The organism is Nitrosovibrio sp. Nv6 (genome assembly GCF_900110495.1).
GTDB lineage: Bacteria > Pseudomonadota > Gammaproteobacteria > Burkholderiales > Nitrosomonadaceae > Nitrosospira.
In genome coordinates this window covers 52,490-68,114 of sequence record NZ_FODX01000006.1, presented here as the reverse complement: position 1 = coordinate 68,114, position 15,625 = coordinate 52,490, and the positions used below count along the sequence as shown (strand labels likewise).

General features: G+C 50.6%; 11 protein-coding genes and 3 tRNA genes. 3 read left to right on the top strand and 11 right to left on the bottom strand.

Annotated elements, in window-relative coordinates; translation table 11 throughout:
• Window positions 1–84: 84 nt before the first annotated feature.
• The 11 genes from epsL to BMX66_RS12145 form a co-directional block, all read right to left on the bottom strand.
• A complete protein-coding gene (epsL, locus tag BMX66_RS12200; RefSeq protein WP_090882580.1) occupies window positions 85–1,386 on the bottom strand; it encodes an XrtB/PEP-CTERM-associated polysaccharide biosynthesis outer membrane protein EpsL in 1,302 nt (433 codons plus the stop codon).
• A gap of 136 nt (window positions 1,387–1,522) precedes the next feature.
• Window positions 1,523–2,941: an undecaprenyl-phosphate glucose phosphotransferase gene (locus BMX66_RS12195; RefSeq protein WP_090882578.1), complete on the bottom strand. Its 1,419-nt coding sequence runs from the start codon at window positions 2,939–2,941 to the stop codon at window positions 1,523–1,525.
• Window positions 2,934–3,734 carry an XrtB/PEP-CTERM-associated transcriptional regulator EpsA gene (gene epsA, locus BMX66_RS12190; RefSeq protein ID WP_090882575.1) on the bottom strand — a complete coding sequence of 267 codons (801 nt, stop codon included), beginning with the start codon at window positions 3,732–3,734 and terminating at the stop codon, window positions 2,934–2,936. The genes BMX66_RS12195 and epsA overlap by 8 nt, the downstream gene beginning before the upstream one ends.
• 1,899 nt (window positions 3,735–5,633) lie before the next feature.
• Window positions 5,634–6,485: a DVUA0089 family protein gene (locus BMX66_RS12185; protein ID WP_143058231.1), complete on the bottom strand. Its 852-nt coding sequence runs from the start codon at window positions 6,483–6,485 to the stop codon at window positions 5,634–5,636.
• Window positions 6,486–7,063: 578 nt separating this feature from the next.
• Window positions 7,064–7,138: transfer RNA gene (locus BMX66_RS12175), tRNA-His, on the bottom strand.
• Window positions 7,139–7,201: 63 nt separating this feature from the next.
• Window positions 7,202–7,278, bottom strand: a tRNA-Arg gene (locus tag BMX66_RS12170).
• A 35-nt stretch (window positions 7,279–7,313) separates the two neighbouring features.
• A tRNA-Pro gene (locus BMX66_RS12165) sits at window positions 7,314–7,390 on the bottom strand.
• Between the two features lie 148 nt (window positions 7,391–7,538).
• Window positions 7,539–8,336, bottom strand: a complete 798-nt coding sequence (gene folE2 / locus BMX66_RS12160) for a GTP cyclohydrolase FolE2 (RefSeq protein WP_090882569.1) — start codon at window positions 8,334–8,336, stop codon at window positions 7,539–7,541.
• Between the two features lie 60 nt (window positions 8,337–8,396).
• Complete coding sequence (gene dxs, locus BMX66_RS12155; RefSeq protein WP_090882567.1) at window positions 8,397–10,241, bottom strand: 1-deoxy-D-xylulose-5-phosphate synthase; 1,845 nt, start codon at window positions 10,239–10,241, stop codon at window positions 8,397–8,399.
• Between the two features lie 49 nt (window positions 10,242–10,290).
• Window positions 10,291–11,184, bottom strand: coding sequence for a polyprenyl synthetase family protein (locus BMX66_RS12150; RefSeq protein WP_090882565.1), 894 nt, complete (start codon window positions 11,182–11,184; stop codon window positions 10,291–10,293).
• Entirely contained in the window at window positions 11,174–11,428 is a 255-nt protein-coding gene (locus tag BMX66_RS12145) for an exodeoxyribonuclease VII small subunit (RefSeq protein ID WP_090882563.1), read from the bottom strand. The genes BMX66_RS12150 and BMX66_RS12145 overlap by 11 nt, the downstream gene beginning before the upstream one ends.
• A gap of 236 nt (window positions 11,429–11,664) precedes the next feature.
• On the opposite strand from BMX66_RS12145, the gene BMX66_RS12140 reads away from it, so the two are divergent.
• The 3 genes from BMX66_RS12140 to BMX66_RS12130 all read left to right on the top strand — a co-directional run bounded on the left by BMX66_RS12140 (window position 11,665) and on the right by BMX66_RS12130 (window position 15,620).
• Complete coding sequence (locus BMX66_RS12140; protein WP_090882561.1) at window positions 11,665–12,771, top strand: aromatic ring-hydroxylating oxygenase subunit alpha; 1,107 nt, start codon at window positions 11,665–11,667, stop codon at window positions 12,769–12,771.
• A 35-nt stretch (window positions 12,772–12,806) separates the two neighbouring features.
• A complete protein-coding gene (locus BMX66_RS12135) occupies window positions 12,807–13,151 on the top strand; it encodes a SpoIIAA family protein (RefSeq protein ID WP_090882560.1) in 345 nt (114 codons plus the stop codon).
• Window positions 13,152–13,793: 642 nt separating this feature from the next.
• The gene (locus BMX66_RS12130; protein ID WP_090882799.1) at window positions 13,794–15,620 is read left to right on the top strand and encodes a fatty acyl-AMP ligase; all 1,827 of its coding nucleotides are present in this window, start codon (window positions 13,794–13,796) and stop codon (window positions 15,618–15,620) included.
• Window positions 15,621–15,625: the final 5 nt, after the last annotated feature.

The window sequence follows — 15,625 nt, the reverse complement described above, 5'->3', positions numbered from 1 at the left end:
AAATTACTCCGGTCCGACGGGGCTTCGTTTGTTGAATCAGCTATATTCCGCAACATTTCACCATGGCTTTTGCCTGCTTGATAATCAGAAGTTAAGTTTTGCCGAAATACTGGCTGCAGAACTATCGAAGTCGAAACCTCTGAGGTTGGAATTACGGTGATCCCTATGGAGGGATCCGCTGATAAACACCGCTTTTAAAGGTTGCCAATCCAAAGCAACGAGAGCTGAATGCATCGAATCGCTGCGTTCACCCGCGGGGAGCGGGATGACAGCGCCCTGGAAATCGCTAAGGACAAAGTCATAGCGCAGGCGCAACGCGATTTTGTCACTAATCTGCCAGATCGGGGCTACCGTGAAGCGATCAGTGGCAATGAAACTGCTGGAGAAACGCTCAAAGATAGGATGCCGAAAGGCAAACGACGCAGTTTGATAGTTGGAGAGTTGGCGCGTCCAACCTGCGTTGATCTGTGTTTTACCGGTAATCGCCCAGTTTAGATTGAAGTTACCTACGAATCCGCCGAAGTCGCGCTGAGGAAAGTGTACGTGTTCACGCTTCAAGTAGGCGGCGCGAGCGTTAATGGAAGTTTTTCCGGTAACGGGCCAGATCAGACGAACTTCATGTTCCATCTCGTCAAAACGGGTATCGAAGAGAGCTTCGACAATGGGTGCCGCTCTATTGATGAATTCTCCTTGCCCACTTCTTACCTTATAGGTTAGCGAGCTGCTCGAAAGAAAAGAATAACGAATGCCTCCTTCGACTGAGAAAACCTTGCTGTTAAAGTCCTGCACAGTAACTCGACTGTTCTTGTATACGTTGTGGTCAATACCGCCAATGATGTGCCAAGCCCTGTCAATTTCGAAAATTCCCTCAAAATGGAAGTTGTCCGTAGTGCGAAGATTACGAGTGGTAGAGTTGGCGAAACCGGTTAGATTCGCGAAATTGTTGAGCGCCTCACTGTGACTGCTGGTCAACCTGCCGTGAAGATAAGGAGTCAGATACCAATGCCAGGCGGCCGTATAGTTTTTCCCCAGGAAATTCAGAAAATCAAAATTGTTATAACGGTTATCGACGAGGCTGCCGTTGACCTCGAAACGCTGCATCGAATAAACCTTGTTCAGGCTAAGTGTTGCCGTTGAAGTTATGATCTGATCCGATCTAGTTGGTTTGCCGGTTAAAGCAGCCGGGTCAATAAGGGGAGAAATACGGAAAACGTTGGTATCGTACATGAACGTGCTGCCAACCGTCGCGCCGAACGTATCCCCGGGGGCAACTTTGGCCTGTTGTGCTGCGGAATGCGACGCGGCCAGCAAGAAACATGAAGGAATAATAATCGCGAGACAGCGTCTATAAGGTAGAGAAAGATTTGGGAGCAATATTTTTTTCATTAGAGGGCTCTATCTTTCCATGACACAAAATACCGCAAGGGTATCACCTTGCCCGGCTGGGGAATAGAGAAGGATAGCAAAAGTATTATTGTCGGACAATGTAGATAGATGTAAGCGTAGCGGCAATGATTGAATCTCAATAGGCGGCCCGATCCTTCAGGACCACCAGGATGGTCTTGAGGATGATATGCAGATCGAGCCGTAACGACCAGTTGCGCAAGTAATCAAGATCGTGATCGATTCGCGCCTGCATTTTATCGAGAGTTCGAGTTTCGCCGCGATAGCCGTTGACCTGGGCCCAGCCGGTAATTCCTGGCTTGACCTTATGGCGGATCATGTAACCTTTTATCAGATTTCGATATATTTCGTTGTGGGCCACAGCATGAGGCCGAGGGCCGACGATGCTCATGCGGCCCTGCAGGACGTTGACGAACTGTGGCAATTCGTCAAGGGAATTCTTGCGCAGAAAAGCGCCGATGCGCGTGATGCGGCTATCCCCCTTCTGCGCCTGCAGGATAGTATCGCCATCTTCGCAGACACGCATCGAACGGAACTTATATACGACGATTTCTTCTCCATCCAGACCATAACGGCGCTGTTTGAAAATGACAGGGCCCGGCGAATCCAATCTTATGGCGATCGCGATAAGTAGCAGGAGGGGTGAAATCAACGCCAGGATGAGCAGGGATAGAATGATATCGCTAGCCCGTTTGATGGCACCGTTGGAGCCTGTAAAAGGCGATTCGCATACGGAAATGACCGGCGTGCCGCAAACTGTTCCGCTGCGGCCCTGGATAAGGTCGGTAATAAACATGTCAGGTACAAAGTATATTGAGGCCGTGGTGTCTTTCAGTTCATCAAGAACGTGCAGAATGCGCGGCTGTGAGGCCATCGGCAGCGAAAGATAGATAAATTGGATGCGGTTTTCCTTGACGAAATCAGGGAGTTCGCGGAGCCTGCCGAGCAGTGAGCCATGCCCGGCCTGATGAAGTCTGCTCTGGTTTCTGTCATCGAAAAAACCGGACAGTTCGATTTTCGAATAGCGTGTCTCATGAATCCGGCTGGCCAGCGCAACGCCCTGCTCGTTCATCCCCACAATGATGGCCCGCTGCGGTGGTCCCTGCAGCATGAGCAGATAAGGAGCCACGGACCGTAGCGCCAGATGTGCCCCGATCTGACTCATCGGCGCCACCCAGAGCCAGGTGATCAGGGCCTCACGGGAGAATTCGGCAATGTAGCCGGTGGCAAAGCCAAGAAAGAACAGCAGCAGAGCTACCCAGAACCAACTGTAGAGGACATGGAAAATTAGTAATTTGACCGAAGATTGCAGACGCGAGGAACCCGGAAAGGTGATCGAAAACACAATGACGGCAAGGATCAGGTAGGGCGGAAGCAATTCTCCTTCAATACTGACGCTCACAAGCCAGAGTGAAAGTGTCAGTACAGCAGGGTCCAGTATGGCCTCGACAGCGCTAAGCATATTATTGCCGAGCGGCCCCTGGGCATGCCGCGTGGAAACGGTTGAAGCGGAAAATGTAGGATGTGCTTCAGCCATGACGGGCGCGGCGCTCAACTTTGGAAACCGCTTGCACCCGATTGTAAACGTCGAGTTTCCGGAAAATCTGGTGCAGATGGTTTTTCACAGTGTAGGAGCTAATGCACAAAATACTACCTATCTCGGCATTGGTTTTGCCCTTCCTTACCCACTCCATAATCTCGATTTCGCGCTCGCTCAGTCCGTGGTTTTCGCTTTCTCGCGGATTCGCGAGGAACGATGGCTGGCAGGAAGATTGTGGCAAAGGTGCTACCCGGCGCATTGCGGTGTCAAGATAGGGTAACAGGATTTCCATTGCGCCAAGTGTGGAATCGTTGAGTTTATCCTGTGAGCTGAAAATCACGTAAAGGCAGTCGTGGCGGCCGCGCTTGTCGCTGATGCCATGCAGAAGCGATGAATGCATACCTTGCAAAGCTATGCCAAAAGAACATTTCGGGCTGCCTGCCTGCGCAATACGGGAACCAGCTGTGTCGGTCGCCCCCACATTTGATGCGCATGGCATTCTGCCTAGTTCGATCCAGCGATTATAAAGTGTCCGCAACAATGGAGAAAGGACCGCCGATTCCGATCTCGCCGTTCTAACCCCGGGTAATGGGGAAATAATGTCGTGCTGAATTGAATTCGAGCTGAAATCGCCCCAGCCGACAAGCATGATCTCATGCGGCAGATACTGCTGCACTTCTCCCTGTAGCCACATTAGCAGGTCAAAGTGTTGACGCACCGCTAGTCCTTCCTGAATGATGCGGAAATAACGTTGGAGATGGTCAGCGGAAAGAGAGGAGAACAAACCCATATCGTGAATTAGTTGGTCTAGTTAGATGGGTTGGAAAGCTCGTTTCAAGCAGTTATCTTAGTATCCTGATTATCAGTCCGCCTCGGATGCACCTTTTTTATCCTGCCTGTTTTATCCCTGCCTGTTTTATCCTTATATCCAGACTAGCATCCACGCCCTAATATGGAACCGCTTTCAGCATCAAATGCTGTTAGCGCGGAAGCAGATTTCTTTTTTTCAGCATAAACCAAAATTGGACGGGTATTTCAAATCTGATTTCATGCGCCTGCACGTCTTGGATGGGTCCAGCACTATCGCTTAAGCTGAAAATACAAGGAGGCGTTAATGCGTTTTCCGAAGCTTTTCCTTGTGCCGCCATAATGACCCATCATTGTTACTGGAGTATTTCCGCAATCAACCTATTGAAACAGCACAGCAATCCACAACAACTACAATTAAGAAAGATGACAAAGATGCCTAACTTAACTTAGGTAAATTAACGAACAATTTACAGATATTTAGGATGCTGGCTGCGATGAAGAGTGATAACGACCCACAATCGGATACTTCCTTTTGCGACGGAGACTGTCTGTACGATAGCGAACATATAATTTCTGCTGCGCCATAATCCCATCCTTTCCCTCATTCACTTTTAACTAAGCAAAAACTATGCCATCATATGTACCTTCTTATAATGGCGTAAAACCATGGAGTTAGCAGGTAGACTGCGTGGCGACATTGTCTCCAAAAAAAGAACCAAGTATCTATCTGCATCGATAATGTGCTGTTTATTATGGCTTTTAGTTGTCTCTCAAAAGAGACGCTTTAGTGGGGTCGCAGTTCAATCCAAAGGCTGAACCACGGGTAGGAAAAATTCTTGTTACATTTGACAGATTGTTGTCCCAGAAGTGAACTGCTTGTATGGACAGCGTGAAAGGATTGACGAATCTTTCCAATTGGACGGTATTGAATGGTACCGCCAGACATGAGGGAAAGTCGCCAAGGCATGATTTATAGCTAAATCAATGACATGGCAATGCCTGATGAGTGGCCTTTGATTGCTGGTAACCCTGAAAAACCAAGAGATATTATTTCCGTGGGTTAACGCGTACAAGATTACGATCATTGCCTATGGCGAGGATTTCATCAATCGTGCTGACGTTGATGTTCTGCCTGATGCCAAACCGACTATGCCGTTCTTATTGCGGTTATTAAAGTGGCGGGCCTGAGAATTCTATCTTTGAAGTGAGGCTGCAAAGCACACCTGCGTCTTGCACGACTTCATAGGACTCCTACGGGTAATATTGTCCCTGTAGCCTAAGAGGCGCAGGCGCAAAGATAATTGGACTAAAGCTCAATACTTAAAAAAGCCCGATGCTTAAGGAAGTGCTAGCTGCTGTTTATTTAGCACGAAAACCGACAGTTCATTTCCCGGCCATATTTTATTGCCGAGTTTCCCTTTTTTCTGTTTCATCGTTGCCCTAGGGCGTAGCGGATGGATTTCGCCCCTCAGGCGCCAATAACTGCCTGCGCAGCAAGTGCAGATTCGCCAAGCCTAGACTAGCCCCCAATTGAACCGGACAGGATGCACTGTGATAGGAGATGGGCATATGCCTGACGCTATGCATAGTGCTGGGTTCTGACAAAGCCAAATTGTCGCTTGGTCACCCGGAATACATTGTTCCACCCGTGCCCGGATAGAGGAAAGTTTGCGGTTGCGCTGCTTCTGACTTGCCGAGAGATTCCACAGATTGAACCAGTTCTGCATGAGTAGATACGAACATACTCCTCAGCACCATGGGCTGACGGCCACGCGAGTGGGATGCGCTATTATCTCAAATCTGATGATGTGTTCAACGCTTCCTTAAAGAAGTCTCCCTTCCATCGCCAACAAAACCCAGCCCAGTATCTAGATCCAAGCTAGCTTGGTTTTGACTTTATTTTGCGATGATGGCGCCCGATGAAACCCATCATGCCTAACCCGGCAAGCATTAACGCGAATGTGTGTGGCTCCGAGACGACTGCAGCATGAGTACCTGTAAAATGAGCACCTGTAAGAAATATCTGATAAGGCCCACCCAGCGTAGGAATCTGAACAAATCCGCCCGAGTACCCTGTAACCGGTGAATCACCTCCAGCGCCGGTCGGACCGCTTAGAGCGCGATGGTTCGGCCCTGCGATCGTAAAGATTTGACCACCCGAACTGATTGGCGCGGAACAGCATTGTGTAATTGCCAGGTAGTAATCTCCAGCAGTAATGGGTGTGAGTGGATTGCCAGCAGGGAGCGTTGACGGGGCGAAGTCTCTAGAAGCAACATCATCATTTGCATATACGCCCTTTCCACTTGCATCGAAAAGAAATAGTTCGCTGTCGAAACCTATCCCACCCACGGTAGTAGCTGAAAAAGTTCCACTGCCAGCGATATGTATGAGATACATATCCTGGGCGTCTCCATCTGCCGGACTCAATGTTCCGTGAATTTCTGTGAGAAGTCCAACGACACTCGCTATCTGTGCAGTACCCGGAAGATTGCCTGTGTCTCCAATCTCAGTAAACGTTGTTGCGTAAGATGATTTTCCAAGTAAGAGAAGAGACAGTACAACAATGCTGGTTAGGCTGGCGCGGCCGACTGTTAACGTCAATCGTTCCATCAATCCGTCCTTTCTCATTCGTGCTACCGGTGTTGCACTATCCAAAACGTGAGCCTTATCGGAAACCATATTCTTATTCTCCTCGTGGTTTGGGTTACTCGTGACTTCTGATTGCAACAATCATCGATCCTTTTAACGCCAAGCAAGGTTCATGCCTGGCTTAAAACAGGCTCATATTCAGTAGCTTATAGAATAACGAGACACCAGCGGCAGTTGGACGAGGGACGAGTGTAATAACGATCGACGCCGCAGCCCTCATTTCTTCTGGACAGGAAATTTGCGGTTTTAAGCGCAGTTTTCTTTGCAGTTCAAGCGCGAGGCGGTCTGGCTCGCAAGTCAGTCTGGCATCTGCGAAGTGGGGATTTAGAGGGATTTAGAGGGATTTGGGGATCAAAGCAACACGCTTCATCGCTGGGTACGGGAGCAACGGCAACTCGTCAACTGTGATAACACGCCGTGATGGAAAGTTTCTTCTCCACACCGAAGATAGAGCGCCTCAGCGATGGCAACTTACACCCGCAATCAGACATCTTCGATTACATCGAAAGGTTCTATACTCCAAACGCGGCATTCGACTCGGCTATATCAGTTCGGCAGGAAAACAGGCTTGTTATCTTGGACAACTTTCCAATTGCCCAAGATAACCTTTAGAAAAATCAGGAAGGGGCAAAAAAAGTATTCTAGTGCCTTGATTTTGATGGGGTGGCTGATGGGGATCGAACCCACGACAACCGGAATCACAATCCGGGACTCTACCACTGAGCTACAGCCACCATCGGAGAAACCATAATGCATCGTCTGAAGCTCAGGCGCCATTCGCTAGAAAAGATAGTCTATGGCGTGCCCGACAGGAATCGAACCTGTAACCCCCAGCTTAGAAGGCTGGTGCTCTATCCGGTTGAGCTACGGGCACCACTCAAATCGGATTTCGCCTCAGATTAACATGAATGGTCGGGGTGGAGAGATTTGAACTCCCGACATCCTGGTCCCAAACCAGGCGCGCTACCAGGCTACGCTACACCCCGGAAAGGGCGATAATATACCTTCCTGTCAAGAAAAGGTCAATTTTGGGTTTCTTCAGAAGAGATTATCTCGACCTCCACCGGCAAAAGGTAATTCGCCCATGAATATTGCGTGCGAGGCAGCCTTCGTCAACCGCTGCTAATGACAAGCTCAATTCTTCAATTTATCCCGTTCAATCAGCGCGTAAGCCGAATGATTGTGGATGGATTCAAAATTTTCCGCCTCCACTACGTATGCGTCTATGCGCGTATCGCGGTTGAGTACTGCCGCCAAATCGCGCACCACATCCTCGACGAATTTGGGATTGTCGTAAGCCTTTTCGGTGACATACTTTTCATCCGAACGTTTCAGCAATCCATAGAGCTCACATGACGCCTGGTCTTCGGCAATCCGTATCAATTCCTCGATCCAGACAAAGCTGTTGCTCCGAATTGATATTGACATATGGGACCGCTGATTGTGAGCCCCATATGCCGAAACCTGCTTCGAGCACGGACACAGACTGGTCACAGGCACGACGACTTTCATCGTGAACTGGTAGCCTCCGCTATCAATTTGACCGACGAAAGTTACCTCATAATCCAGCAGACTCTTTATTCGGGAAACGGGCGCAGTTTTGCTGATGAAATAAGGAAACGTCATCTCGATGCTGCCGGCCTCCGCTTCAAGTCTCTTTATCATGGCTTGTAGCACGCTTTCAAAAGATTCTACCGAGATTGCACTGTCGTGGTCGTTCAGTATCTCCACGAAACGCGACATGTGCACCCCTTTGAAGTGATGGGGTAAATACACACCCATATTGAACACGGCAACCGTATGCTGAATGACCCCCTTGTCCATTATCTTTACCGGATGACGAATTGACCTGATCCCCGCCCGATTGATCGCAATATGCCGCGTATCAAACGCGCCCTGCACATCCGCAATGGGAACATTCATGTCGTTCATGGGTGTTGACTTCCTGATGGGGGCACAGCATGAAATATGTATACCGGAGAGTGGAGCCGGCTACTCAGAGAATCTCGCTCTGACGGCCCTCATGATGGCCGCCTTGTCCAGCCCGCAATCGGTCAGCATTTGAGAGGTATCGCCCTGATCTATGAAAACGTCCGGCAAACCCAATTGCAGCAGCGGAACGGCGTGTCCGCTGCTTGCCAGCGATTCCAGCACAGCGCTACCTGCACCGCCCATGATGGTATTTTCTTCCACCGTCACCAGCAATTCGTGGTTTGCCGCTAAAGATAAGATCAGTTCGTTGTCCAACGGCTTGATAAAACGCATGTTCGCAACGGTAGCATTTAATTCTTCTGCCGCTTCAAGACAGGGTTTGAGCATGCTGCCAAACGACAGCAGCGCGATTTTTACTCCTTCGCGGCGAATCTCCCCACATCCTATCGGTAACATCTCCATTTGCTTTTGCGGTGTTACGCCTGTCCCGGCGCCGCGAGGATATCGCACCGCTGTCGGTGTATCCATCTGAAACGCGGTATAGAGCATCTGACGGCACTCATTCTCGTCAGCGGGGGCCATCACAGTAATGTTCGGAATACAGCGTAGATAGGTTAAATCGAAGCTGCCGGCGTGAGTGGGACCATCTGCGCCGACTAATCCTGCGCGGTCGATGGCGAATACTACCGGGAGATTCTGGATAGCGACGTCGTGGATCAATTGGTCATAAGCCCGTTGCAAAAAAGTCGAATAGATAGCCACTACCGGCTTCATTCCATCGCAAGCTAGGCCCGCGGCAAAAGTGACCGCGTGCTGCTCCGCGATCCCGACATCAAAATAACGATCAGGATACTCCTGGGAAAATCTCACCAGGCCCGAGCCTTCGCGCATCGCCGGCGTGATACCTACGAGACGCTGATCCAATGCGGCCATATCGCACAGCCAATCTCCAAAAATCTGCGTATAGGAAGGCTTGGCGGCGGCTTTGAGGATAATTCCCGCGTCGGGATTAAACTTGGTTACCCCATGGTAAAGAATCGGGTCTTCCTCCGCCGCCTTATAACCCGCGCCTTTACGCGTTACGATATGCAGGAACTGGGGGCCGTCAAGATGTTTGATGTTGTTGAGGGTGCCAACCAGCACATCAAGGTCATGACCATCAATGGGACCGATATAGTTGAAGCCGAATTCTTCAAACAATGTACTAGGGGTTACCATGCCTTTTACATGCTCTTCGGCGCGCTTGGCGAGTTCCAGCACGGGCGGAACCACGCCCAGCATTTTTTCCCCGGCGCGGCGTGCCGTGGCATAAAACCGCCCGGACATGAGCCTTGCGAGATAATTGTTGAGCGCACCTACCGGACGCGAAATTGACATGTCGTTGTCATTTAGAATCACCAGCAGATTGGTGTTCATGGCACCGGCGTTGTTCAAGGCTTCGAATGCCATCCCCGCGCTCATGGCGCCATCGCCGATCACCGCAACTGCGCATCGGCCTTTACCCTCCCGCTGCGACGCGACCGCCATGCCCAATGCGGCACTGATGGAAGTGCTGGAGTGCGCTGTACCAAAGGCGTCGTATTCGCTTTCGTCCCGCCGTGGAAATCCCGCGATGCCGCCCTGCATTCGCAATTTGCTCATGCCCTCCCGCCGGCTGGTCAGAATTTTGTGGGCATAAGTCTGATGACCTACATCCCATACCACGCGGTCATGCGGCGTGTTGAAAACATAATGTAGTGCTATCGTCAGCTCGACCGTGCCAAGATTGGAGGATAGGTGCCCGCCCGTTTTGGAAACAGATTCAACCAGGAACCGGCGCAACTCATCGGCAAGTTGCGGCAGCATCTTGCGTTCCAACTTGCGCAATTTGGAAGGGGAAGTGATGGTATCAAGCAGTGGATACATTTAAACCTTGAAAATAATAATATTCTTTACCATGGGAAATATACCGGCCTTAAAACTCCCGCTGGATGATGAAGTCGGTTACTTGCCGCAACCGCTCCGCCATTGCACCAAAAGGCTCCAACGACTGATATGCATCGCGCCGCAACGCTTCGGCCAGTTCACGTGCCTGGACGCCTCCCAGAATGCTCACGTATGTTGGTTTATTATTTTCGGCGTCCTTCCCGGCGGTTTTGCCTAACGTCGCGGTGGTAGCTTCTGCATCCAGCAGATCGTCCACTACCTGGAACGCAAGGCCCATGCATTTGGCGAAATGATCAAGGCTCATCAGCTGGTTTTCGGACAAGCGGCTACCGCAAGAGGCGCCAAGCATGACGGCAGCACGGATAAGAGCTCCAGTCTTGTGAATATGCATGAATTCCAGCTCTGGCAGACTTAACATCTTGCCGACGCTGGCGAGATCAACCGCCTGTCCGCCGGCCATGCCACGCGAGCCCGAGGCGTATGCCAAGCGCTTGATCATTTGTAATTGTATCTGCGGGTTATCCGCCAGGCAGTTTTCGGCCAGCAATTGAAAGGCCAGGCTTTGCAAACTGTCGCCCGCCAACAAGGCAATGGCTTCGCCATACTCGACATGACAAGTCGGCTTACCCCGCCGCAACACGTCGTTATCCATACAAGGCAAATCATCATGCACCAGCGAATAGGCATGTATGAGCTCTACTGCGGCGGCAGCGATTGTCACACGCTCCTCATCCGCCCCGTTCAGCTCTCCCGCCGCAAAGGCCAGCAGCGGACGCACGCGCTTGCCTCCACCGAGAACGGTGTAACGCATCGCGTCGTGCAGACGCTCGGGGGCAACATTTGCGGCGGGAAGCAGGGTCTGCAGGGAATTTTCTATGCGTACCTGGCGGCTCCTCGCCCAATCCTGGAAATCAGCGGTCATCGATACCGGATGGGGAGAAATTTTTCAGTGTTTCGGCCTCAAGAAGACGTACCTGTTGTTGTGCGTTCTGTAGCTTTGATTGGCAGTATTGTAACAACTCCGTGCCACGTTTGTGAGCTTCGAGCGACAGCTCAAGTGGCATTTGCCCTGCTTCCATTTCTACTACAATGCTTTCCAATTCGGCCAGTGCGGCTTCAAAACTTTCCGGCGGCGAAAATTTGACGGGGTTAGCGGGCTTTGTCATGATAAACACATCTGTCACGGAATAGGTATATTGCCGGGAAGCTACAAAAATAACGCAATAAGCGGGGTCAGGTCAATTATATCCACGAAACTTTCCCTCAAAAAGGGTCTCTTAGTCGAGATTATAAGCGTTTCCGGGAGAGAGCAGGCCCTTTCCGGATTTCTTGCTGCATTTGGTCAGCATTTTAATATTTCAACTATCTTTTTTACTCCTCGAAAAGGTCTAAAGTAACGGATATGTCCGATCTCGTTGATGTTTTCCAACTGGCGCCGACGCAACTGCCTATTGACTGGTATCTCGATCCCCGTATTCTCGATTTGGAAAAGCGTTATTTATTTGAGCGGGGGCCCGGTTACGTCGGCCATGAAATCATGCTGCCGGAGGTGGGTGATTATTATGTGCCGGAATGGATGAGCAATGCCAAAATACTGGTGCGTAACAAAGGCGGCATTGAGCTATTGTCGAACGTCTGCCGCCACCGGCAATCTCTGCTGCTCAAGGGCCGTGGCAATACCCGAAACATTGTTTGCCCCATACACCGCTGGACATACGATTTGCACGGCACACTGCTTGGTGCTCCCCATTTTTCCGAAAATCCCTGCCTCAATCTTGGCAATACGCCATTGCAGAATTGGAACGGCCTGCTCTTTGAAGGCAAGCGAAATGTGGCACGCGACCTGGCGAACTTGAGCGTGCTCCAGGATTTCGACTTTTCCGGCCATGTGCTGGAATGCGTTCAGATAGAAGAATACGCTTGCAATTGGAAGACTTTTATCGAGGTTTATCTCGAAGACTATCACGTCGAATCGTATCATCCAGGGCTGGGCAACTTCGTTGATACCACCAGGTTGGCATGGGAATTTCAAGAATGGTACAACGTACAGACCGTAGGTATAAACAATGATCTCACTCGACCAGGTACGCCGGTTTACGCCAGATGGCATGAACAACTATTACGTCAAACCGCGGGAAAAACGCCAAGGCACGGCGCGATCTGGATGCTCTACTATCCCAACATCATGTTAGAATGGTATCCTCATGTATTGATTATCAGCATGGTGCTTCCAGCGGGAACAGAGCGCTGCACAAACGTGGTCGAATTTTATTATCCAGAAGACATAGCGTTGTTTGAACGTGAATTTATTGAAGCAGAACAAGCGGCCTACCACGAAACCGCGGTCGAGGATGATGAAATCTGCAAGCTGATAACCGCCGGACGCCGGGCCCTGTTTGAGCGGGGGATCAACGAAACCGGCCCCTATCAGTCGCCGATGGAAGATGGTATGGCACACTTCCATGAATTTTTGCGACGGGAAATCGAACCGCACATCAAGGACTATTAGTATGCCTGTAGAATTCGCGTTTTGTCGGGATTACCATGATTACCATTCAGGAAACTGATAATCTGATCAGCGTTGCCGTTTTCGGTGAATTTACCTTGGCTGACTACAAGGAATTCGAGGGGCAGGTGCTCCGGAAATCGCGGGGCGACGGCAAATTGAACGTACTGTTCGATTGGCGCGATATGGTGGATTACACCGTCGACGTCGTATGGGAGGACATCAAGTTCATCCGGGAACACGGCAGCGAATTCAATCGGGTCGCAATAATCACCGAGAACCAATGGCGTGCCTGGAGTGCGTGGGTGTCTAATTTATTCGTTGACGCCGACATCAGGGTATTCAATGATTACGGGGACGCGAAAGCATGGGTTGGAGCCTGAAGTATTGGGTTCCGGTTTCCGGAGTTGCCGATACCTTGCGGCAAAATAGGGGCGCATTTAACAACACTTGGTAAAACGCCTGGCTACGGGGTGGGACTCGTTTGGCGATTGAAACTACTCGTCCATTCGGCACTTGTGTTGATGTAGAATGCCGCACGTGCAGCCAGATAAATTGAGGTCAGCTTCGCAGGACCAAAATTGGTATCGCTGGTTTCGAGCAAGTGTTGCAAAAAAGCTACACATTTCTCTTCCATTCTCCAAAATCTCTTTATATTGGCTGCCAACTCGTACAGAATGGACCCTGTTGCTCTTGCAGCCCTGGAAAACGAGCGAAAAACCTGCAATTATTTATTTAAACGGCATCTGCGTGCGGAGGCCCGGCGGTGTTTGGTGTTTTTACCCCGTATATATAGGTCGCGGTGCTCCGACAGGTAGCTATAATAGGAGCTCGTTAATTGATTAAATTAACACGTGTCGGTTTTAGGGGGCGGTACGTGGGATTTTTGCTTTAATAATTTGATTTTCAAGCTGAGCGCCTCGATTCAGCCATCAGCGGATAATTGCAACGAGAATAATGTTTCCGATCGGAATCCTTTACATTACAAAAAGATGACTAGCACCATTAATTTGGAGGGGAAGACCTTGAGTTCAACAATAGCGAAGTTGAACGCTCCGCTAACGCAAGCGTTTGATCCTCGGTTATTAAACGAGTCACCGATAGCAATAACCCCAACACCGACTCATAACACTCAAATTCAGAGATTGGCTGACTTTGAAACCTTGACCGCTGCATTGGAATATGCGGCAGCGGGGACTGCTGGATATAATTTTTACGATGCCAGAGGCAATCTACGCTCAGTCCTTCCCTATCAAGCGCTAAGGCAAAATGCCCGTATCTCGGCGCAACGGCTGCTCGGCATTGGTCTGACCAGTGGCGATCGTGTGGCAATTATTGCCGATACCACCCCGGAGTTTGTCGAATTATTTTTTGCATGCCGGTTCGCGGGACTGATTCCTTTTGCAATGCCCGTCCCGGTCAATCTCGGCAGTCATGCGGTGTATGTTCAACAGCTTCGCGGCATGCTTGAAGCCGGCCAGGCGAGTGCCGCAGTCGCCAATGTGGATTATATTAACTTCCTCGAAGAAGCTGCCGAGGGGTCGCAGCAATTGCGCTGGGTCGGTACTCCGGAGCAACTCGGTAATTTCCCGCTTCCAGATGCGACCCTGCCGCTGAATCATCCTGATGAAATCGCCTATCTCCAATTTACCTCCGGGAGCACCCGTGTTCCGCGCGGAGTGATCATTACAGAACGCGCATTGATGAGCAATCTGCAGGGAATTGTTCGCCATGGATTGGAAATTCACGCGGGTGACCGTTGCGCGTCCTGGCTGCCGTTTTATCACGACATGGGCCTGGTTGGCATGGTGATGGCCCCCATGGTGGCACAGGTTTCTGTTGATTATCTGGCAACACGGGATTTCGCGATCAGACCACTTCAATGGTTGCGGCTGATTAGCAGGAATCGCGCTACTGTGGCGTTTAGTCAGCCATTTGGTCTTAAACTCTGCACCCTGCGGGTTCGCGATTCCGACCTGGAAGATCTTGATCTTAGCAGCTGGCGCGCCGCTGGCGTCGGCGCCGAAATGATCCGACCCGATACCCTGAGGAATTTTGCGGAAAAATTCGCACCTGCGGGATTTGATGCACGGGCCTTCCTCCCCTGCTACGGGCTGGCCGAATCGACACTTGCGGTCACTTTTTCTCAAGTTGGTCAGGGTTTTCAGAGCCTGCGAGTTGATGCAGGAACCCTGGTTGATAAAAAGATGGCAATTCGATTACAGGCGGATGGCAGGAAATATAGCGAATTTGTAAATTGCGGCCGCGCCTTGCCCGGACATACAGTCAAGGTGGTCGATGATGCCGGGCAGGAGTTGCCGGATTTAAGGGTTGGCAGCGTTCTGGTGCAAGGTAGCAGTATTATGACGGGTTACTTTAATAATCCGGAAGATACCCGGAAAACGCTCCAGCCTGGCAATTGGTTGGATACGGGCGATCTGGGATTCCTTTTTGATGGCGAGCTTTATGTTACTGGCCGCCGCACCGATGTAATAATTGTCAACGGACGGAACATTCGCGCTCAGGATATAGAAGAACTTGCCGAGCAGCAGCCTGAGGTGAGGACCCGGGAAGCATCCGCTTTTGGCATAACTGACGCTAATGACGCTACGACGATTGTTCTGGTTATCGAATGTCGCCTAACGTCAGTAACAGATCGGCAATCTCTCACCAGCAGATTGCAGCGGCTTGTGTACATGGCGTTCGGCGTTAATTGCCTGGTTGAATTGGTTCCTCCGCATACGTTGCCTCGGACCTCCTCCGGGAAATTATCGCGTTTTGCGGCACGCCAGGGGTTCATACAGCGAACCAACCTGACAGACCAGCTATCAGCCGAGTCTGGGGACATATAATCGGG

What these genes read in the sequence shown, in the direction of transcription:
- BMX66_RS12140 (WP_090882561.1), top strand. Translation starts at nt 11,665, where the DNA reads ATGTCCGATCTCGTTGATGTTTTCCAACTGGCGCCGACGCAACTGCCT.
- BMX66_RS12135 (WP_090882560.1), top strand. Translation starts at nt 12,807, where the DNA reads ATGATTACCATTCAGGAAACTGATAATCTGATCAGCGTTGCCGTTTTC.
- epsA (WP_090882575.1), bottom strand. Translation starts at nt 3,734, where the DNA reads ATGGGTTTGTTCTCCTCTCTTTCCGCTGACCATCTCCAACGTTATTTC.
- BMX66_RS12145 (WP_090882563.1), bottom strand. Translation starts at nt 11,428, where the DNA reads ATGACAAAGCCCGCTAACCCCGTCAAATTTTCGCCGCCGGAAAGTTTT.
- BMX66_RS12195 (WP_090882578.1), bottom strand. Translation starts at nt 2,941, where the DNA reads ATGGCTGAAGCACATCCTACATTTTCCGCTTCAACCGTTTCCACGCGG.
- folE2 (WP_090882569.1), bottom strand. Translation starts at nt 8,336, where the DNA reads ATGAACGACATGAATGTTCCCATTGCGGATGTGCAGGGCGCGTTTGAT.
- BMX66_RS12150 (WP_090882565.1), bottom strand. Translation starts at nt 11,184, where the DNA reads ATGACCGCTGATTTCCAGGATTGGGCGAGGAGCCGCCAGGTACGCATA.
- dxs (WP_090882567.1), bottom strand. Translation starts at nt 10,241, where the DNA reads ATGTATCCACTGCTTGATACCATCACTTCCCCTTCCAAATTGCGCAAG.
- epsL (WP_090882580.1), bottom strand. Translation starts at nt 1,386, where the DNA reads ATGAAAAAAATATTGCTCCCAAATCTTTCTCTACCTTATAGACGCTGT.